Source organism: Allobosea sp. BH3 (genome assembly GCF_025499465.1).
Classification (GTDB): domain Bacteria; phylum Pseudomonadota; class Alphaproteobacteria; order Rhizobiales; family Beijerinckiaceae; genus Allobosea.
The window spans coordinates 971,528-989,007 of sequence record NZ_JAIMCA010000001.1; the positions used below are offsets into that span (position 1 = coordinate 971,528).

Here is a 17,480-nt window from a genome sequence, read left to right on the forward strand (position 1 = left end):
CCGGCCCCGTCAGTTCGTCGCAACCGGCGTGACGAGGTCGCCATCGCGCACGAAGGTGCCGGCGCGCGCAACCACGGTCTCGCCCTCGGCGAGGCCGGTCACGATCTCGGCGCGGCCGCCGCCGGCAAGGCCGAGCGTGACGGGCTTGGTCGAGACCTTGCCGTCCTTCACGGCCTGCACCGAGGCGCCGCCCCGGCTATAGGTGATGGCCGAGAGCGGCAGGGTCACGGCCTTCTTGCGGCCGGTCTCGATGACACCGCGCGCGAAGGTGCCGATCGCGACCGGCGGATTGCCGTCGAGCGCGACACGCACCCGGCCGAGGCGCGACGCCTTGTCGACCTCCGGCGCGATGAGCCGGATCGTTCCCGCCAGCGCATCTTTCGCGCCGGCCGGCGTCACCGCAACCTTCTGGCCGATCTTGAGCCCCGGCAGCTCGACCTCGGCGACCTGCGCCTCCAGTTCGACGGCACCGTCCGCAACGATCCGAAACAACGGCTCGCTCTGCGGCATCATGCTGGTCGTCTGGCCAAGCTTCGCCGTGCGGCGGCTGACGATGCCGGCGCCGGGCGCCTTGATCTCGGTGCGCCCCAGCCGGACGGCGATGTCCCTGCCCTGCGCCTTGGCGAGCGCGAGATCGGCCGTTGCGATCGCCAGCGCCTGCCGCGCCGAATTGGCGCGTGCCTGGCCGGAGCGCGCGGCAGCGGCGCGCTGGTCGAACGTCTCGATGCTGGCATTGCCGGTGTCGCGCAGCGCCTTTGTGCGGTCGAAGGCATTGTTGGCCTGGACGAGGTTGGCGTCCGCCTCGGCGATCTGGGCATTCGCCTGCGCGACCAGGGCTTCGGCGCGGGCGATCTGGGCGTCGTTCTGCGCCTTCTGGACATCGAGCGTCGTTCGGTCCAGCCGCGCCAGCACCTGGCCTTGCGCGACCTTGTCGCCCTCTTCGGCCAGAAGCTCGATGACGGCGAGGCTATCGACCTCCGGCTGCACCAGGATCTCGTCGCGGGCGATCATCGAACCGGAGACGACCACGCTCTGGACGATCTCGGTCAGCGCGGCTTGCGTCACGGTGACTGAGGGGCCGGCGGCCACAGTGGGCTTCGCGGGCGTCTGCGCTGCGAGCGGCAGCGGCGCCGCCAGCAGGGCGAGAGCGAGCGCCAGCGGCGCGGTCGAGCGCAAGGCGGTCGAGCGAAGAAGCATCGGAAGCGATCCTGTTGCGGCCGCGGGGCCGGAGGAAAACGGAGAGTGCCGGGCGGGGGCGGACGTCATGGCGTCGTCTCCTCTGCCTCTGGCAGCAGCATGGTCTGGGCGAGCTGGCGCATGCCTGCGAACAGCGTTTCGGCCGCGAAGGCCTCGTCGAAGGCGGGGTCCATGCCGCGCCGGCAGAAATAGCCGTCCGCCATCATCGAGACGGCGAGCAGGAAGCGGTTGTCGTCGAGCCGCGCCGGCAGCTCGCCATTGGCCTTGGCCACGGCGATGGCGGCGGCGAGGCCCTGCATCACCGTGCCATCGATATCGGCGCACATGCTCGCCATCTCGGGATTGCGCGCTGCCTCCGCCCAGATCTGCAGGGCGATCACCGCCTTCTCGCGCGGCGGATCGATGAGGTGCTTGCGCGCCAGCGCCTCGAGCTGGTCGAGCAGCGCGCCGTTGCCCGGATGCAGGCTGCCGAAATCAGCCGCGATCAGCGAGCGGTCGCGCTCGGCCATGCCGGCGATGATCGCGTCCTTGGAGCTGAAGTAGCGGTAGAGATTGCCGGGGCTCATCCCCGCCTCGGCCGCGACATCCTGCATCGTCGCCGCGTGGAAGCCGGCGTGCGCGAAGACGCGCTCGGCCGCATCGAGGATGCGGATATGGCGCTCGGAAAGGTTCGAATCGGTCAGCGCAGCCGGGACAACGGGTGGCATTGGCACTCTGAGATGAGAATGAACGTTCATTCTCATCTCAGAAAGGGCGCTCGCCGTCAAGCGAGGCCCGTTGCAGCGCAGCAGAATCGGGAAGGATTTGCTCTTTTCGATGCGGATACCGAAAGATTTTGCTCAGGCTCGGCGCATAAATTGCTTGCCACGCCCCGCGTGGAACCGCATCCTGACGGGCGATCTCGAATGGCTTCGCGCGCATCCCTCCCCTCCGCCGGCGCGCAGGCGAGCATGAAGACCGTGATGAACGACCACGCCTTCCCACTGTTCCCGGCCCGCAGGACCCGTTCCCCCATCTCAGCCCGGCCGCGCGACCCCGCGCCGAAGCCCGTGCTGATCGTGCTCCATCAGGAGCATTCGACTCCCGGCCGCGTCGGCCGGCTCCTGCAGGCGCGCGGCCATGCGCTCGACATCCGCAAACCGCGCTTCGGCGATCCGCTGCCGCAGACGATGCGCGACCATGCCGGAGCCGTGATCTTCGGCGGTCCGCAGGGCGCCAACGATCCGGACGACTTCATCAAGACCGAGATCGACTGGATCGGCACCTGCCTGAAGGAAGACGCGCCCTTTCTCGGCATCTGCCTCGGCGCGCAGATGCTGGCCAAGCATATGGGTGCGCGCGTCTATACCCATGGCGAGGGCCGCGCCGAAGTCGGCTACTATCCGCTTTCGATCACCGATGCCGGCAAGACCCACGCCGAAACGGCCAGCTTCGTCTGGCCGGGCACCGTCTATCAGTGGCATCGCGACGGCTTCGATTGCCCGAGCGGCGCCGAATGCCTTGCGCTGGGCGGCGATTTTCCGACCCAGGCGATCCGCGCCGCCTCGCGCGTCTACGGCATCCAGTTCCACCCGGAAGTCACCCCGGCGATGATGTATCGCTGGTCGGTGCGCGGGCATGAGCGCACGCTGATGCCCGGCGCCCAGCTCGGCCACACCCATGTGCCGGGCTGGTTCCAGCACGACCCGGCGATCCGGCTCTGGCTCGACGCCTTCCTCGACCACTGGCTGAAACAGCCCGCCTGCGCCGGCACGGAGCCGCTTTGACCCGCACTGCTATTGTTCTCGGCGCCGGCATGGTCGGCGTCTCCTGCGCGCTCGCGCTCCAGAAGCGCGGCATCGCTGTCACGCTGATCGACCGCCGCGAGCCCGGCCGCGAAACCTCCTACGGCAATGCCGGCGTGCTCGCGGCCTCCTCGATCGTGCCGCTCAACAACCCCTCCCTCTACGCCAAGATCACGGGCTATCTCGGCAACCGCCACCCGGCGCTGAACCTGAGCTGGCGCCGCGCCTTCAGCCGGCCGGGCTGGCTGCTGCGCTTCCTTTGGGAGGCCCGCCCCTCGCAAGGGGCCGCCCGCATCGCCGCCTTGCAGGCGCTGACGGCGAGCACGGTCGAGCTCCATCGCGCCCTGATGGCCGAGGCCGGCGTATCGCACCGCCTGCGCGAAACCGGTTCTCTCAAGCTCTGGCGCACGGAGGCGGGCCATGAGGCGGCGCGGGCCGAGCATGATTTCCTGAAAAGCCGCGGCATCGAGTCCCAGATTCTCGACCGGCAAGGCATTTCCGGCATCGAGCCTAGCCTGAAGCCGATCTTCCCGGCCGGGCTCCTGATCCCCTGTGTCGGATCGGTCGATTCGCCTGGCGCCGTCACCGAGGCTTATGCGGCGCTCTTCGCCCAACGCGGCGGCAAGATCGAGCAGGCCGCGATCACCGGCCTCGCCCGCAACGGCAATGGCTGGCGGGCGAGCACCACCGCCGGGAGCTTCGATGCCGATATCGTCGTCGTCGCGCTCGGTCCCTGGAGCGGCGATCTGCTGAAGCCTCTCGGCCTCGATCCGAAGCTCGATGTCGAGCGTGGCTATCACCGCCATCTGAAGCCGGAAGCCGGCGCGGCCCTGTCACGGCCGGTCTACGATGTCGACGCCGCCTATTTCATGGCGCCGATGGAGCAGGGCTACCGCGTCACCAGCGGCGTCGACCTCTCCTTCCGCGATGCGCCCGATGAACACCGCCAGATCGACGGCGTCACCGCCGCCGCCCGCGAGGCGCTCCCTCTCGGTGAGGTCGTGGGCGAAACCTGGCGCGGCGCGCGTCCTACCCTGCCGGATTCCTTGCCGATGATCGGCGAGGCTCCGCGCAATCCCGGCCTCTGGCTCGCTTTCGGCAACCAGCATATCGGCTTCTCGACCGGTCCGATCACCGGCGAGATGATCGCCGCCATGGTCTGCGGCGAGAGCCCGCCGATCGACCCGACACCGTTCCGGCCGGGGCGGTATATCGGCTGATGAAGGTGTCATCCCGCACGCGCTGCGGCACGAAGTGCTGCTGCGCAGATGCGGGACCGCGCGACGAGAAGGCCCTTTAAGATTGAGAGGGCGCGTTCCCGGATGAGAACGCGCCCTTTTTGGAAAACGATCCCGTGTCTGCGCAGCGGCATTACATACCGCAGCGCGCACGGGATGACACGTCGTCAGACCTGACGCGTCACCATCATCTTCTTCACTTCCGCAATCGCCTTGGCCGGGTTCAACCCCTTCGGGCAGGCGTTCGCGCAGTTCATGATGGTGTGGCAGCGATAGAGCCGGAAGGGATCTTCCAGATTGTCGAGGCGCTCGCCGGTCGCCTCGTCGCGCGAGTCGATCAGCCAGCGATAGGCCTGCAGCAACGCGGCCGGGCCGAGATAGCGGTCGCCGTTCCACCAGTAGCTCGGGCAGGAGGTCGAGCAGCAGGCGCAGAGGATGCACTCATAGAGGCCGTCGAGCTTCTCGCGGTCGTCCTTGGCCTGGCGCCATTCCTTCTCGGGAGCCGGCGTCGTCGTCTTCAGCCAGGGCTCGATCGAGGCGTGCTGCGCATAGAAGCGCGTCAGGTCTGGCACGAGATCCTTGACCACCGGCATATGCGGCAGCGGATAGATCGCGATGCGGCCCCCGGAAGACTTGGACTGGCCGCACTCGTCGATGCCGGTGGTGCAGGCGAGCCCGTTCTTGCCGTCCATGTTCATGGCGCAGGAGCCGCAGATGCCCTCGCGGCAGGAGCGGCGGAAGGTCAGCGTCGGGTCGACCTTGTTCTTGATCCAGATCAGCGCGTCGAGGACCATCGGCCCGCAATCGTCGCGGTCGACATAATAGGTGTCGGTGCGCGGATTGGCGGTGTCGTCCGGGTTCCAGCGATAGATCTTGAACTCGGTGACGTTCTTGGCGCTGGCCGGCTTCGGCCAGGCCTTGCCCTCGGTCAGGCGGGAGTTCTGCGGGAGATTGAATTCAGCCATTTTCTCTTCCGTTGAGACCGAAGGACGTCAGCTTCTTCCAGAGTGGCTTGGCTGTTATGCAGCCGAGCCCGAACGAAACTGCGAATCCCGATACCACGCAAAGCACCAAAACAATTCCGGGCCAGCCATCGTCAATGTCGACGCCACCGAAATCAAAAGCATACTCGCCAACGTAAACCAGCGCGTATATCGACAGAAAGACTCCTGCTATCGATAACAACGCGACGTACGCCACTGCGACGACGGTCTCAAAAACGAAGATCGCCAGCTGATAACTCATCATGTTGAGCCGATCAGCCAACCCGCTTCTCCTCAGTACACCCGCGCCTTGGGCTTGATGTACTCGATGTCGTTGGACATCGTGTACGTATGCACCGGCCGGTCATCGAGCGTGACCGTGCGCTTCTCGTCGTCGGTCCAGGCGAGCGTGTGCTTCATCCAGTCCTTGTCGTCGCGGTTCGGATAGTCCTCGCGGGCATGCGCGCCGCGGCTTTCCGGGCGGTTCAGCGCCGAGTCCATGGTGACGACCGCCTGGGTGATGAGGTTATCGAACTCCAAGGTCTCGATCAGGTCCGAGTTCCAGATCAGCGAGCGATCCTTCGTGCCGACATCGGGGAGCCCGCCCCAGACCTCGTGGATGAGCTTGTGGCCCTCTTCCAGCGTGTCGCCCTCGCGATAGACGGCGCAGTTGTTCTGCATCGTCCGCTGCATCCGGTCGCGCAGCACCGCGGTCGGCGTGCCGCCGGAGGCGTTGCGATACTTGTCGAGGCGGCTGAGCGCGAGATCCGACGAGCCCTTCGGCAGTTCCGGCTGCTTCTCGCCCGCCGTCACCGTGTCGGCGCAGCGCAGGCCGGCCGCGCGGCCGAACACCACGAGGTCGATCAGCGAGTTGGAGCCGAGGCGGTTGGCGCCATGCACCGAGACGCAGGCCGCCTCGCCGATTGCCATCAGGCCGGGAACGACCGTATCCGGGTTGCCGTCGACCTTGGTCAACACCTCGCCGTGGAAGTTCGTCGGGATGCCGCCCATGTTGTAGTGCACCGTCGGAAGAACCGGGATCGGCTCGCGCGTGACATCGACGCCGGCGAAGATCTTGGCGCTCTCCGAGATGCCGGGCAGGCGCTCGTGCAGGATCTTCGGGTCGAGATGGTCGAGGTGCAGGTAGATGTGGTCCTTGTCCTTGCCGACGCCACGGCCCGCCCGGATCTCCATCGTCATCGAGCGCGAGACGACGTCGCGCGAGGCGAGGTCCTTGGCGGAGGGGGCATAGCGCTCCATGAAGCGCTCGCCCTCGGAATTGGTGAGGTAACCGCCCTCGCCGCGCGCGCCTTCCGTGATCAGGCAGCCCGATCCGTAGATGCCGGTCGGGTGGAACTGCACGAACTCCATGTCCTGCATCGGCAGGCCGGCGCGCAGCACCATGCCGCCGCCGTCGCCGGTGCAGGTATGGGCCGAGGTCGCGGAGAAATAGGCGCGGCCGTAGCCGCCCGTCGCCAGGATCGTCTGCTGGGAGCGGAAGCGATGCAGCGTGCCGTCATCGAGCTTGAGCGCGATCACGCCCCGGCAATGCCCGTCCTCGTCCATGATCAGGTCGATGGCGAAGTATTCGATGAAGAACTCGGTATTGTAGCGCAACGCCTGCCCATAGAGCGTGTGCAGCATGGCGTGGCCGGTGCGGTCTGCCGCGGCGCAGGTGCGCTGGGCCGGCGGGCCCTCGCCGAACTCGGTGGTCATGCCGCCGAAGGGGCGCTGGTAGATCTTGCCGTCCTCGGTGCGCGAGAAGGGCACGCCCCAATGCTCGAGCTCGTAGACGGCGGCCGGCGCGTTGCGCACCAGATATTCGATGGCGTCCTGGTCGCCCAGCCAGTCAGACCCCTTCACGGTGTCGAACATGTGCCACTGCCAGGTGTCCTTGCCCATGTTACCGAGCGAGGCGGCGACGCCGCCCTGGGCTGCGACGGTGTGCGAGCGCGTCGGGAACACCTTGCTGATGCAGGCGGTACGCAGGCCGGCCTGCGAGCAGCCGACCGTGGCGCGAAGCCCCGCGCCGCCGGCGCCGACGACGACGACGTCGAAGGTGTGGTCGGTGATCGGATAGGCAGTGCCGGTATAGGCCGGGACCGGGCGGGACTTGGTGATCGCCATCGGATCAGCCTCCAAAAGACAGCTTCAGCACCGCGTAGACGCTGGCGGCGCCCACGGCGATGGCGAAGAAGGTGTTGCCCATCACGGCGAGGATCTTCGGAAACTCGGCATGGATGTAATCCTCGATGATGACCTGCATCCCGAGCCGCATATGGATGCAGGCCGACAGGATGAAGAGCAGCATCAGGATGGCGACGCAGGGGTTCGACAGCAGCGCGACAGCCGACGCATAGGGCCTGCCGACGAGCGCGATCACCACGCCGACGAAGATCAGCGTGAGGATGACGTTGGCGACGGCGGTGACGCGCTGCAGCCAGAAATGACCGGTGCCGGACTTGGCGGAACCCAGGCCGCGGACGCGGGCGAGCGGGGTGCGCATCGAGGAATTGGACAGCATGGCGGGGCTCCTCAGCGCAGGACCAGCGCGACGATCCAGATCAGGACCGTCAGAGGCGCGGAGACGGCGATCGAGAACTTCGCCATGTTCATCCGCGTCTGCGGATCATAGCCGTGCCCGAGGTCCCAGACGAAATGGCGCAGGCCGCCGACCATGTGGTGGATCAGCGAGAAGCTGTAGAGGAAGAGCACGAGGCGACCGAGGAAGGAGCCGGCGATCGCCTGGGCGGTTTCGAAGGCCGCCGGCCCGGAGGCAGCGGCGACGAGCCAGGCTGCGATCAGGATCGTGCCGAGATAAAGCCCCGTGCCGGTGACGCGGTGGGCGATGGACATCGCCATCGTCCAGGACCAGCGATAGATCTGCAGATGCGGCGAAAGCGGGCGAGCCGCTGGCTTGACCTCGGCCAAAATCATTCTCCGGTCAGGCGGTCCGCCGACGCGGCAGACCCGTTTTGCATCATTCTAGAGTGACTGGCTCTGTAACGAAACCAGCCCGATGCCGCAATGCGGCACGCGCAAAGGAAAGTTACAGATTCTGAAATTCGTCATTTTGTTGCCGAAAGCTTAACGCGGCAGCAGCGCCCAGTAATCGAAATCGAGGATCACGCTGGGATCGTAGTCCTCGCCCACGCGCAGCGGATAGGCGCCGCAGGGCTGGTTCTTCGTGGCGACGAGCCTCAGCCGCAGCGCTCCGACATCCTCGCGGCCGGGTAGCGCCGCGCTCTCCAGCACCTCGCTCCAGGCATAGACGGTATCGCCCGCGAAGAGCGGCGCGACATGGCGCCCGCCATTGATCGCGGCGATGTGGAAGGCATTGCCCAGCCCGTTGAAGGACAGCGCCCGCGCCAGGCTGATGACATGGCCGCCATAGATCAGGCGCTTGCCGAAACGACTCCCCTTCGCCGCATGGGCGTCGAAATGCACCTTGGCGGTGTTCTGGTAGAGGCGCGTGGCGATCTGGTGCTCGGCCTCCTCGACGGTCATCCCGTCGACATGGTCGATGCACTCGCCCTTGGAATAGTCGCCCCAGCGATAGGGCGAGCCGGCCAGCGCCTCCTCATAACCCGCAAGCCCGATGGGCGGGCAGCCGCCGCCTAGCTCGGCGGCCGGCACGGCCTTCGGCACCTCCGGCGCATGCTCGGCATGGGCCGGCGTGCCCGGCACGCGCTTGCGCACCAGCACCCAGCGGACATAGCTCAGCACCGCATCGCCATGCTGGTTGCGGCCGATCGAACGGACATAGACGATGCCGGCATCGCCGGATGAGGTCTGCTTCAGCCCGATGACCTTCGAGGTGGTCGAGAGCGTGTCGCCCGGGAAGACGGGGCGCAGGAAGCGGCCATCCGCATAACCAAGATTGGCGACGGCATTGAGCGAGACATCCGGCACGGTCTTGCCGAAGACGATGTGGAAGACCAGCAAGTCGTCGACAGGCGCGGCCGGATAGCCGAGCCCCTTCGCAAAATCATCGGAGGACTGGACGGCAAAGCGCGGCCCGTAAAGCGCGGTATAAAGCGAGACATCCCCGGCCGTGACCGTACGCGGCGTCGCATGGACGATCTGCTCGCCGACCGCGAAATCCTCGAAGAAGCGGCCGGGATTGGTCTTGGGCGCGGACGCAGTCTTGGGCGCGGTCTCGGACATGGGATGCGGGCTCGGGTTGGCTCTGGCTGAGTGTGCGCCGCGCCGACGGGCAGCGTCCAGCCCCAACGAAAGATCGAGCATCCCTTGTCATTCCGGGTCTGCCGCTTCGCGGCATCCCGGAATGACAACGGCTCACCCCACGATCGTCGCGAGTTTCGCCAGATCGACATTCGCCCCGCAGACCAGCACGCCGAGCCGCTCCCCCGCTGCCGGCTTGTAGGCGCCGGAGAGCAGCGCCCCGAGCGCAGCCGCACCGCCCGGCTCGACCGCGAGGCGGAAATCGCGCCAGAGCGTCCCCTGAGCTTCAGTAATCGCGGCATCGGGCACCAGCACGATCTGATCGACCGCGTCCTTCGTCGCGTCATAGACGAGCTGGCCGACATTGCGCGCGCCGAGCGAATCCGCGGCGACCGAAGCAACCTTGACCTCGACAGGCCCCTTCGCCTCGAAGGCCGCCTGCAGGGCGCGCGAGCCCTCCGGCTCGACGCCGACGACCTTGACCTTCGAGCCGGCGAACCAGCTCGCGATCCCCGAGATCAGGCCGCCGCCGCCGACCGCGACGAGAACGGTGTCGAGATCGGACTCCTGGCTGTCCCATTCGCGGCCGAGCGTACCCTGGCCGGCAATGGTCTCCACCGCCGCGAAGGGGTGGATTTTGAGCGCGCCGGTCTCGGCCACGAAGCGATCGCAGGCGGCCTGCGCATCGTCATATTGCGCCCCACCGACCACTACATCGGCACCGAAGCGACGGATCGCCTCGATCTTCGCGGCCGGCGAGATCTCCGGCACGAAGATCGAGGCCTTCACGCCGCGCTTCATCGCCGCATAAGCCACGGCCGCGCCGTGATTGCCGCCGGAAGCAGCCGAGACGCCGGCAGCCGGCACCGGCAGAGAAAGCAGGTTGTTGAAGGCGCCGCGCGTCTTGAAGGAGCCGGCATGCTGCAGGCATTCGAGCTTTAGCGAGATATCCGCGCCCGAGCCGAAGGCGCCTGTGCCCAGCCGCATCACCGGCGTGACGCGAGCATGGCCGGCGATGCGCGCGGCGGCGGCCTCGATCATCGGGCGGGTGACGGGGCGCTCGGTCATGGCGGAATCCTGTGCGGGCGGGCGCTCGGACCGGAAGGTCCAGATCGCGATGGGAAGCCCGTGGCTATCGCGTCCCGGCGGATCGGGGAAGGGCGTTCCGCGCCCGGCGGCGATGTGCCGGGCGACGACCAGAGCCGCCAGCGCGTCGAGCGCATCGTCGGCCGCAGCGCCGCGCGGCGGCCGCGCATGGGCGACGTCCATGGAGATGCCGGCCGCGACAAGGAGCGCGCGACGCTCCGCCATGCCGGCAGGATTGACCACGCCCCTGATCTTCTTCGGCGTCGTAAGCGATGCCCCCTTCATCGTCCGGAAGGCGAGTTCGGGATGCACCTCGAAGACCCGCTCGCGCAATGGCGGGGTCTGCCGCAGCAGCAGGTCGATCTCGCGGATCTTGGGAAAGAGATGGAAGCCCTGCTTCGAGACCTTCCGCGGCGGCTCGGAAAAGGAGAGCGCCAGCCGGCACGCGTCCCAATAATCCTCCGCCTCCACGGCAGCGCGGGCGGGAATCGAGAAGACGGAGGATTGACGCTCCCCAAGCAGCGGCCGCACCAGTTGCTCCGGCCCGCGCCCCGAACCGTTGACCCGGTCGGGCAGGCCGATCGGCATGTCCACTGCAACGAGCGACGCCGCGTCAGGGCCTTCCAGCAGATCGGCGAGCCGCGGCACGACGCGCAGCAGCGGCGGTTCCTTGGCCTCGGTGTCCACCAGCGCGGCGATCCAGCCCGCCTTGCAGCCATCGACACCCGCGATCCACGCCATGGCCGCTCCTCCTTTCGCACAACTGCCGTTGCAGTCCTGTCACGTCTAGTGTGCAGTGCAGCGCAATCCGCCAGGAGGCATCATGACCAAGATCCATCCCCGCCGCAGCGCCCTCTACATGCCCGGCTCGAATGCCCGCGCGCTCGAAAAGGCCCGCGAGCTCCCCGCCGACGTCCTGATCCTCGATCTGGAGGACGCGGTCGCGCCCGACGCCAAGGCGGCGGCACGCGAACAGGTCTGCGCCGCGGTCAAGGCCGGCGGCTATGGCCGGCGCGAGCTGGTGATCCGCGTGAACGGGCTCGACACCCCCTGGTTCAAGGACGACCTCGCCGCCGCCGCAGAGGCCGGGCCCGACGCCATCCTGATCCCGAAAGTTTCGTCGCCGGAGACGCTGCAGCAGGTCGGCACGCTTCTGGAGGGCCTGTGGGCCGCGCCCGGTATCCGGGTCTGGGCGATGGTCGAGACGCCGCTCGCCATCCTCGACATCGAGCGCATCGCGCGGGCCGCACGGGACCGGCGCACGCGCCTGTCCTGCTTCGTCATGGGCACCAACGACCTCGCCAAGGAGACGCGCGCCCGCTTCCTGCCCGGCCGCGGCCCGATGCTGCCCTGGCTGACGAGCGCGCTGCTCGCCGCCCGCGCGCACGGCATCGACATCCTCGACGGCGTCTACAATGACATCAAGGACGAGGCCGGCTTCCAGGCCGAGTGCGAGCAGGCGCGCGATCTCGGTTTCGACGGCAAGACGCTGATCCACCCGGCCCAGCTCGGCCCCGCCAATGCCGTCTTCGCGCCGGACGCGGCGGAGCTGGCGCGGGCCCGAGCGGTCATCGCCGCCTTCGACCAGCCGGAGAACGCCGGCAAGGGCGCGATCCAGCTCGACGGGCGCATGGTCGAACTGCTCCACGCCGAGATCGCCCGCCGGACGGTGGCACTGGCGGACGCGATCACCAGCGCTTGAGCCTTCTCCCCTCGGGGGAGAAGGTGGCACGGCGAAGCCGTGACGGATGAGGGCAGAGCCTCGGCCGGAAACAAGAAAGGGCCGCTAGCGCGACCCTTCCCTCATCCGTCTGCTGCGCAGACACCTTCTCCCCCGAGGGGAGAAGGGCTTCACGCCTTCGCGGCCTTGGCGCGGTCCATCGCCTCGACGATGAGCTTCTTGGCCATGGCGGCGTCGCCCCAGCCCTTGAGCTTCACCCACTTGCCAGGCTCCAGATCCTTGTAGTGCTCGAAGAAGTGCTGGATCTGGTCGAGCGTGATCTGCGGCAGATCGGTGTAGTTGTGGACGTTCTCGTAGCGCTTGGTCAGCTTCGGCACCGGCACGGCGATGATCTTCTCGTCGCCGCCGCCCTCGTCCTCCATCAGCATCACGCCGATCGGGCGCACGGCGATGTAGGAGCCCGGAACCAGCGGGCGCGTATTGGCGACCAGCACGTCGCACGGGTCGCCATCTTCGGAGAGCGTGTGCGGGATGAAGCCGTAATTCCCCGGATAGCGCATCGGCGTATAGAGGAAGCGGTCGACGAAGAGCGTGCCGGCTTCCTTGTCCATCTCATACTTGATCGGTTCGCCGCCGATCGCCACTTCGATCACGACATTGACTTCGTCGGGCGGGTTCTTGCCGATGGAGATGGCGTCGATGCGCATTGGTTAACCTGTCACTGAGATATTTCGCCGGGCCTTATGCAATTTCGGTTGGAAAAGTCCAACCCATTCCTTGATCTACGTAAACGGCGACAGGCTCCGCAATTTGCGCAACCGGTTTCGCACTGCTATCGGGCGCCGCATGAATTCGACTGAAGTATCATCATGCTGACCCGGCCGCGCTCCGACGAGGAACGCTACGCCCGCCGCATGGCGCGCATCGCCCGCTGGGACCGGCCCATCGAAAGTGGCGGTCAGCGCCTGCGCGCCTGGGCCAACATGCTGCTCGTCGACCACGGCATCTTCCGCTTGGCCTATCTCAACGCGCATCGCGTCACACCGCGCCTCTGGCGCTCGGCCCAGCCGGCGCCGCACCAGATAGCACGTTTCGCCCGCGAGGGCGTCAAGACCATCGTCAATCTGCGTGGCGGCCGCGAGCATGGCTCATGGCCCCTGCAGAAGGAAGCCTGCGAGCGCCACGGCATCCGGCTGGTCGATTTCGTGCTGCGCTCGCGCGGCGCGCCGGACCGCGAGACCATCCTCGGCGCCGAGGCTTTCTTCGAGGAACTGGCGGAGCCGGCGCTGGTCCATTGCAAGTCCGGCGCGGACAGGGCCGGTTTCTTCTCGGCGCTCTATCTGCTGGTGCATGAGAAGCTGCCGCTGGCCGAGGCGATGCGTCAGCTCTCGTTGCGCTATGGCCATTTCCGCTTCGCCAAGACCGGCATCCTCGATGCCTTCTTCGAGGCCTATCGCCGCGAGGGCGATGCCAAGGGTATTCCCTTCCTCGAATGGGTCAGGACCGTCTACGACCCGGACCGGCTGGAACGCGAGTTCAAGCCGGGGCTGATCTCCTCGCTGATCGCCGACAGGCTGATACGCCGGGAGTAGCGCTTCAGAGCGCTGCGCGGGAAACGGCGAAACCATCCCCCGCCTGGTCCGGCGCCTCGCCGAGATGCAGCCAGATGAACAGCGTATGCAGCAGCGTACGCAGGATCGAGATGAGGCCAATCGTCTCCAGCAGGGCTGGCGACAGCGAATTGGCGCAGAGCATCACCGCGACGATCGCCGCCAGCGCCATGCCGTTGACGGCAACCTGCCAGAGCGGCCGACGCGACAGCGTCGCCATCTCCTGCAACGGTCCCAGCACGGCGATACCGGCATAGAACGGCGCCATCAGCGCGATCACCATGCCGAGCCCCGCCCATTGCGTTCCGGCCAGTAGCGGATCCCCGAGCGCCAGCACGAAGGCGATCGCGCCGAAGACCAGCGCGGCGGCCGCGATCAGGGCCAGCGCCATCAGCCGCCCCCAGAGGCGCCGGCGCGGACCGGCATAGGAACGCAGGCGGTTGAGCACGACCGGAACCGACACTGTGCCGAACATCTGCGTCGGCATGTCGAGAAGCCGCATCGACAGGGCGACATGGGCAGCAAGCAGCGTGTTCGCGGCATAAGGCAGCATCAGCACCGGCGCGATCGCGAAGCCATAGGCGAGCAGCGCCGCCGGCAGCAGCGCCCGCGGCGCATCGCGCCAGCGCCATGCAGCCTCGGCGAGGCCGCGCCACGACCAGAGCGCCGGCGCCACCAGGGCGCGGACCGAGGAGGCGCGGCGGCGCAGCAGATAGCCCGCAGCGAGCACATTCCCCAGCGCATCCGCGAGGAAGAGCGCCAGCGCCTTCGGCCCGAAGATCCAGATCAGGATCAGCATGATCGCCGGCTGGACCAGCGCCTGGACGAGATTGCTGTTGCCGATCGCACGGAAATCGCCCTCCGCAGTCGCCTCGGCCCAGAGCAGCCGCAGGACGGCGCGGGCGGCGAGAGAGATCAGGAAGATGAAGGCGACCGCAGGCGCAACCCAGCCGATAAAGGCGAGCACCGCCAGAATCAAGGCGCTCGCGCCGAGAAAGCCGACGCCGACCACGCTCGCCAGGCGGAAGGCCAACCCCAGCCTGACCCGGTCGCGGGACTGGAAGAACACTGCCTCCAGCCGCAGCAGCGTGGCGATCGAGACGAAGTTCACCGCGGCGGAAAAAACGGCGAAGGCGGCGAAGACGAAGGGCGGGCAGAGCGCCGCAGCGATGATCAGGCCCCAGACCGAGATCAGCCGGGCCTGTATGAAGCGCAGGCCGAGCAGGATCGCCGAGCCCAGGCTCGAGCGCAGCAGCGGGGCGCGGGCCGCGACGAAGCGGCGCCCCGCCGCGAGCGCCATCGCTGGCCGGCTCGGCGGAAGCAGTGCCCGTTCCATAGCGACGTGCGCGGCCATATCGACATCCACGACCGGATCGTCGGACAGCGTCTCGCCGTCCGGATCCGTGCCCGCCGCAGAGGACGAGCGATCAGCGGCCCCGATCACGAGTGACGGGCCTTCTGTCGGGCAGGCTGGGGCAGCGTGGTTAACGCGCGGTAAAATTCGGCCATGATCGTCTTATGGCGATGGGCCCGCTCGTCGGGCCCATCGGGAGCGGCGCGCATCAACCGCAGGAAACCGCCTTTTTTGCGGCTCAGACGAACATCGTCTTGAGCGCTTCGAAGCGCGTCAGCTGGTCCGGCAGCAATTCGCGCGCGGCATCGCGACGCACGAAGACCTTGAACATCACCTCGCCGGCCCCGTTGAAGAACTGCACCGAGCAGGCGCGCCGCCCCTGTGCGGTCGAACGGTCGACAAGGTAGATGCCCCGGCAGTTCTCGGCCTTGATATGACCGCCGATCGGGCTGTCGCCATGGATGTTGTAGTAGCCATGGCCGAAGCTGCCGACGGGGAGATGGCCCTCGACTTCCAGCACGATGTCGGGCGTGTGCATCAGGAAGAGCACGGTGCCCCAGCTGGCGAGTTCCTTCCAGACGTCCTCGAAGCGCTCGGGCGCGATGAGCAGGCGCTGCTCGGCCGGCAGGAGTTCGAGGACGTCGCGCGTCGAGACCTTCGCCTCGCGCGCCACGGCCTCGATCAGGCCGTCGGGCTTGGCGGCGAGCAGGGCGCGAGCGACATCGATCGGGGCCTGGGTCGTCATATCGGCAGTGGTCATCGGGCGTGCCTCACTCGGCCGCCTGGAGCGGCCGATGCGGATTGGTCTCGCTCAGCACGGTCTCGAAACCCTCGAACTCCGGATGGCCGAGGAAAATCGGCTTCGGCCGGGGCTGGCCGGCATTGCGATGCGAGTCGCGGAACTGCTCGGACTTCGTCCACGCGGTGAAATCCTCCTTGGAGGCCCATGTCGTGTGCGAGGAATATAGCGTGTGATCCTCCTTCTCCGGCCCCTTGAGCAGGTGGAAAGACAGGAAACCCGGCATCTCGTCGAGCCGGCTCTTGCGCGAGGACCAGATCGTCTCGAAGGCGCTCTCCTCGCCCTTGACGACCTTGAAGCGATTCATGGCGATGAACATCGGGAAACCCTGCATTGGCGCGCCGCAGACCGGCGCAGACGAAGGATGCCGCAAAACGGCAGGGCGGCCACCGCGGCCGTGCGGCGCGCGAAAACGCGGCCGAAGTCCGCCATGTCGGCGTCGCCCTTGACCCCTTGTAGTAAAGGCGAATATCACCGTCAACAATACGCGCAAGAGAGCTTTGTTTTGAGTAATTAAAAACAAGACTCTACTTGAGTGGAATCATTTTAAACTGTCGACCATCTTCTTGATCGGGCACGATCCGTAGCGGCAGCAGCCGCCGACCGGGCCCGGATGGAGTTGCAATATGCCCGGCTCTTCCACTCCCCCGGCGTCCTTTCGTACCCGTCGCGAATTCGCCGCGGCGGCGCTGATCCTGCTCGGCGGGAGCGGCCTCGGCTTGCCGATGTCCGTGCTGGCGCAGGCGCCCGAGCGCATCGCCGTCGCCGGCGGCGTGATCACCGAGGTGATCTATGCTCTCGGCCTGCAGGACAGGATCGTCGGCGTCGACACGACCAGCCAGTTCCCCCCCGAGGCGCTGAAGGAAAAGCCGAATGTCGGCTATGTCCGGGCGCTCTCGGCCGAGGGCGTGCTCTCTCTAAAGCCCACGCTCATCCTGGTGATCGACGGAGCAGGCCCGCCTGACGCGGTCTCGCTGCTCAATGAATCCGGCGTGAAGATCGTCCGCATCGCCGACGGCCTGACGCCGGACGGGGTTGTCACCAAGATCGCCGCCATCGGCGCCGCGATCGGTGCCGGCGCGCCGGCCGAACGCCTTGCCGCCCAGACGAAGGCGCGCTTCGACGAACTGGCCGCGTTGCGCGCCGGCATCGCGAAGAAGAAGCGCGTGCTCTTCCTGCTGTCGCTCCAGAACGGCCGCGCCATGGTCGGCGGCCGCAACAGTTCGGCAGATGGGATCATCGCCCTTGCCGGCGGTATCAATGCCGCCGAGGCGATCGAGGGCTACAAGCCGATGACCGACGAAGCGATCGCGGCAGCCGCGCCCGACATCGTTTTGATGATGCGCAACAGCAGCGCTCACAACCTCACGCCGGACGAGCTCTTCGCGATGCCCTCCTTCGCCCAGACGCCGGCCGCGGCGAGCAAGCAGCTTGTGCGGATGGACGGGCTCTATCTGCTCGGCTTCGGCCCGCGCACCCCGATGGCGGCGCGCGACCTCATGGCCGCAATCTATCCGGAAGCCGCCATCCCGCCGCTGAAGACGGCCGCTGCTCCGTGACGCT

19 protein-coding genes are annotated in these 17,480 nt (G+C 67.3%); 5 read left to right on the plus strand and 14 right to left on the minus strand.

What is annotated here, in order from left to right:
* Positions 1-9: 9 nt before the first annotated feature.
* The 3 genes from BoBH3_RS04600 to BoBH3_RS04610 all read right to left on the minus strand — a co-directional run bounded on the left by BoBH3_RS04600 (position 10) and on the right by BoBH3_RS04610 (position 2,118).
* Positions 10-1,197 (minus strand): efflux RND transporter periplasmic adaptor subunit, encoded by a 1,188-nt coding sequence (locus BoBH3_RS04600; protein WP_262329555.1) that lies wholly within the window; start codon positions 1,195-1,197, stop codon positions 10-12.
* A gap of 65 nt (positions 1,198-1,262) precedes the next feature.
* Complete coding sequence (locus tag BoBH3_RS04605; RefSeq protein WP_262329556.1) at positions 1,263-1,904, minus strand: TetR/AcrR family transcriptional regulator; 642 nt, start codon at positions 1,902-1,904, stop codon at positions 1,263-1,265.
* Positions 1,905-1,941: 37 nt separating this feature from the next.
* A complete protein-coding gene (locus BoBH3_RS04610) occupies positions 1,942-2,118 on the minus strand; it encodes a hypothetical protein (RefSeq protein ID WP_262329557.1) in 177 nt (58 codons plus the stop codon).
* A 29-nt stretch (positions 2,119-2,147) separates the two neighbouring features.
* On the opposite strand from BoBH3_RS04610, the gene BoBH3_RS04615 reads away from it, so the two are divergent.
* Together BoBH3_RS04615 and BoBH3_RS04620 are read left to right on the plus strand one after the other, a co-directional pair.
* The gene (locus tag BoBH3_RS04615) at positions 2,148-2,963 is read left to right on the plus strand and encodes a glutamine amidotransferase (RefSeq protein WP_410050548.1); all 816 of its coding nucleotides are present in this window, start codon (positions 2,148-2,150) and stop codon (positions 2,961-2,963) included.
* Positions 2,960-4,201, plus strand: a complete 1,242-nt coding sequence (locus BoBH3_RS04620; protein ID WP_262329558.1) for an NAD(P)/FAD-dependent oxidoreductase — start codon at positions 2,960-2,962, stop codon at positions 4,199-4,201. The genes BoBH3_RS04615 and BoBH3_RS04620 overlap by 4 nt, the downstream gene beginning before the upstream one ends.
* Before the next feature lie 185 nt (positions 4,202-4,386).
* Here BoBH3_RS04620 and BoBH3_RS04625 read toward each other — a convergent pair whose 3' ends face one another.
* From BoBH3_RS04625 to BoBH3_RS24480, 7 genes are all read right to left on the minus strand, one after another.
* Entirely contained in the window at positions 4,387-5,184 is a 798-nt protein-coding gene (locus BoBH3_RS04625) for a succinate dehydrogenase iron-sulfur subunit (RefSeq protein WP_262329559.1), read from the minus strand.
* The gene (locus BoBH3_RS04630) at positions 5,177-5,485 is read right to left on the minus strand and encodes a hypothetical protein (RefSeq protein WP_262329560.1); all 309 of its coding nucleotides are present in this window, start codon (positions 5,483-5,485) and stop codon (positions 5,177-5,179) included. Before BoBH3_RS04630 ends, BoBH3_RS04625 begins: the two co-directional genes overlap by 8 nt.
* Positions 5,486-5,496: 11 nt before the next feature.
* Positions 5,497-7,329: a succinate dehydrogenase flavoprotein subunit gene (sdhA, locus tag BoBH3_RS04635; RefSeq protein ID WP_262329561.1), complete on the minus strand. Its 1,833-nt coding sequence runs from the start codon at positions 7,327-7,329 to the stop codon at positions 5,497-5,499.
* A gap of 4 nt (positions 7,330-7,333) precedes the next feature.
* Positions 7,334-7,726: a succinate dehydrogenase, hydrophobic membrane anchor protein gene (sdhD, locus tag BoBH3_RS04640; protein WP_262329562.1), complete on the minus strand. Its 393-nt coding sequence runs from the start codon at positions 7,724-7,726 to the stop codon at positions 7,334-7,336.
* Between the two features lie 11 nt (positions 7,727-7,737).
* Positions 7,738-8,139, minus strand: coding sequence for a succinate dehydrogenase, cytochrome b556 subunit (sdhC, locus tag BoBH3_RS04645; protein ID WP_262329563.1), 402 nt, complete (start codon positions 8,137-8,139; stop codon positions 7,738-7,740).
* Between the two features lie 150 nt (positions 8,140-8,289).
* Positions 8,290-9,369, minus strand: coding sequence for a MaoC family dehydratase (locus BoBH3_RS04650; protein WP_262329564.1), 1,080 nt, complete (start codon positions 9,367-9,369; stop codon positions 8,290-8,292).
* 132 nt (positions 9,370-9,501) lie between these two features.
* Positions 9,502-11,214 carry a serine/threonine dehydratase gene (locus tag BoBH3_RS24480; protein ID WP_316045080.1) on the minus strand — a complete coding sequence of 571 codons (1,713 nt, stop codon included), beginning with the start codon at positions 11,212-11,214 and terminating at the stop codon, positions 9,502-9,504.
* 82 nt (positions 11,215-11,296) lie between these two features.
* Between BoBH3_RS24480 and BoBH3_RS04665 the strand changes: the two genes are divergently transcribed.
* Positions 11,297-12,175: an HpcH/HpaI aldolase/citrate lyase family protein gene (locus BoBH3_RS04665; RefSeq protein ID WP_316045081.1), complete on the plus strand. Its 879-nt coding sequence runs from the start codon at positions 11,297-11,299 to the stop codon at positions 12,173-12,175.
* 149 nt (positions 12,176-12,324) lie between these two features.
* Here the strand turns inward: BoBH3_RS04665 and ppa are convergent, their stop codons facing one another.
* The gene (gene ppa / locus BoBH3_RS04670; RefSeq protein ID WP_262329565.1) at positions 12,325-12,861 is read right to left on the minus strand and encodes an inorganic diphosphatase; all 537 of its coding nucleotides are present in this window, start codon (positions 12,859-12,861) and stop codon (positions 12,325-12,327) included.
* 162 nt (positions 12,862-13,023) lie between these two features.
* Between ppa and BoBH3_RS04675 the strand changes: the two genes are divergently transcribed.
* Positions 13,024-13,746: a fused DSP-PTPase phosphatase/NAD kinase-like protein gene (locus tag BoBH3_RS04675; RefSeq protein WP_262329566.1), complete on the plus strand. Its 723-nt coding sequence runs from the start codon at positions 13,024-13,026 to the stop codon at positions 13,744-13,746.
* Positions 13,747-13,750: 4 nt separating this feature from the next.
* Here the strand turns inward: BoBH3_RS04675 and BoBH3_RS04680 are convergent, their stop codons facing one another.
* From BoBH3_RS04680 to hmuQ, 3 genes are all read right to left on the minus strand, one after another.
* Entirely contained in the window at positions 13,751-15,208 is a 1,458-nt protein-coding gene (locus BoBH3_RS04680) for a hypothetical protein (protein ID WP_262329567.1), read from the minus strand.
* Positions 15,209-15,356: 148 nt separating this feature from the next.
* Positions 15,357-15,878 carry a heme utilization cystosolic carrier protein HutX gene (hutX, locus tag BoBH3_RS04685; RefSeq protein ID WP_262329568.1) on the minus strand — a complete coding sequence of 174 codons (522 nt, stop codon included), beginning with the start codon at positions 15,876-15,878 and terminating at the stop codon, positions 15,357-15,359.
* 10 nt (positions 15,879-15,888) lie between these two features.
* On the minus strand, positions 15,889-16,236 hold the full coding sequence (gene hmuQ / locus BoBH3_RS04690; RefSeq protein ID WP_262329569.1) for a heme-degrading protein HmuQ: 348 nt from the start codon (positions 16,234-16,236) through the stop codon (positions 15,889-15,891).
* A 307-nt stretch (positions 16,237-16,543) separates the two neighbouring features.
* Between hmuQ and BoBH3_RS04695 the strand changes: the two genes are divergently transcribed.
* Positions 16,544-17,476, plus strand: a complete 933-nt coding sequence (locus BoBH3_RS04695; protein WP_262329570.1) for a heme/hemin ABC transporter substrate-binding protein — start codon at positions 16,544-16,546, stop codon at positions 17,474-17,476.
* Positions 17,477-17,480: the final 4 nt, after the last annotated feature.

Bases quoted from the DNA above. Each gene is read 5' to 3' on its own strand.
- BoBH3_RS04600 (WP_262329555.1), bottom strand. From the start codon at position 1,197: ATGCTTCTTCGCTCGACCGCCTTGCGCTCGACCGCGCCGCTGGCGCTC.
- BoBH3_RS04605 (WP_262329556.1), bottom strand. From the start codon at position 1,904: ATGCCACCCGTTGTCCCGGCTGCGCTGACCGATTCGAACCTTTCCGAG.
- BoBH3_RS04610 (WP_262329557.1), bottom strand. From the start codon at position 2,118: ATGCGCGCGAAGCCATTCGAGATCGCCCGTCAGGATGCGGTTCCACGC.
- BoBH3_RS04615 (WP_410050548.1), top strand. From the start codon at position 2,148: ATGAAGACCGTGATGAACGACCACGCCTTCCCACTGTTCCCGGCCCGC.
- BoBH3_RS04625 (WP_262329559.1), bottom strand. From the start codon at position 5,184: ATGGCTGAATTCAATCTCCCGCAGAACTCCCGCCTGACCGAGGGCAAG.
- sdhA (WP_262329561.1), bottom strand. From the start codon at position 7,329: ATGGCGATCACCAAGTCCCGCCCGGTCCCGGCCTATACCGGCACTGCC.
- sdhD (WP_262329562.1), bottom strand. From the start codon at position 7,726: ATGCTGTCCAATTCCTCGATGCGCACCCCGCTCGCCCGCGTCCGCGGC.
- sdhC (WP_262329563.1), bottom strand. From the start codon at position 8,139: ATGATTTTGGCCGAGGTCAAGCCAGCGGCTCGCCCGCTTTCGCCGCAT.
- BoBH3_RS04650 (WP_262329564.1), bottom strand. From the start codon at position 9,369: ATGTCCGAGACCGCGCCCAAGACTGCGTCCGCGCCCAAGACCAATCCC.
- BoBH3_RS24480 (WP_316045080.1), bottom strand. From the start codon at position 11,214: ATGGCGTGGATCGCGGGTGTCGATGGCTGCAAGGCGGGCTGGATCGCC.
- BoBH3_RS04665 (WP_316045081.1), top strand. From the start codon at position 11,297: ATGACCAAGATCCATCCCCGCCGCAGCGCCCTCTACATGCCCGGCTCG.
- ppa (WP_262329565.1), bottom strand. From the start codon at position 12,861: ATGCGCATCGACGCCATCTCCATCGGCAAGAACCCGCCCGACGAAGTC.
- BoBH3_RS04675 (WP_262329566.1), top strand. From the start codon at position 13,024: ATGCTGACCCGGCCGCGCTCCGACGAGGAACGCTACGCCCGCCGCATG.
- hutX (WP_262329568.1), bottom strand. From the start codon at position 15,878: ATGACCACTGCCGATATGACGACCCAGGCCCCGATCGATGTCGCTCGC.
- hmuQ (WP_262329569.1), bottom strand. From the start codon at position 16,236: ATGTTCATCGCCATGAATCGCTTCAAGGTCGTCAAGGGCGAGGAGAGC.
- BoBH3_RS04695 (WP_262329570.1), top strand. From the start codon at position 16,544: ATGCCCGGCTCTTCCACTCCCCCGGCGTCCTTTCGTACCCGTCGCGAA.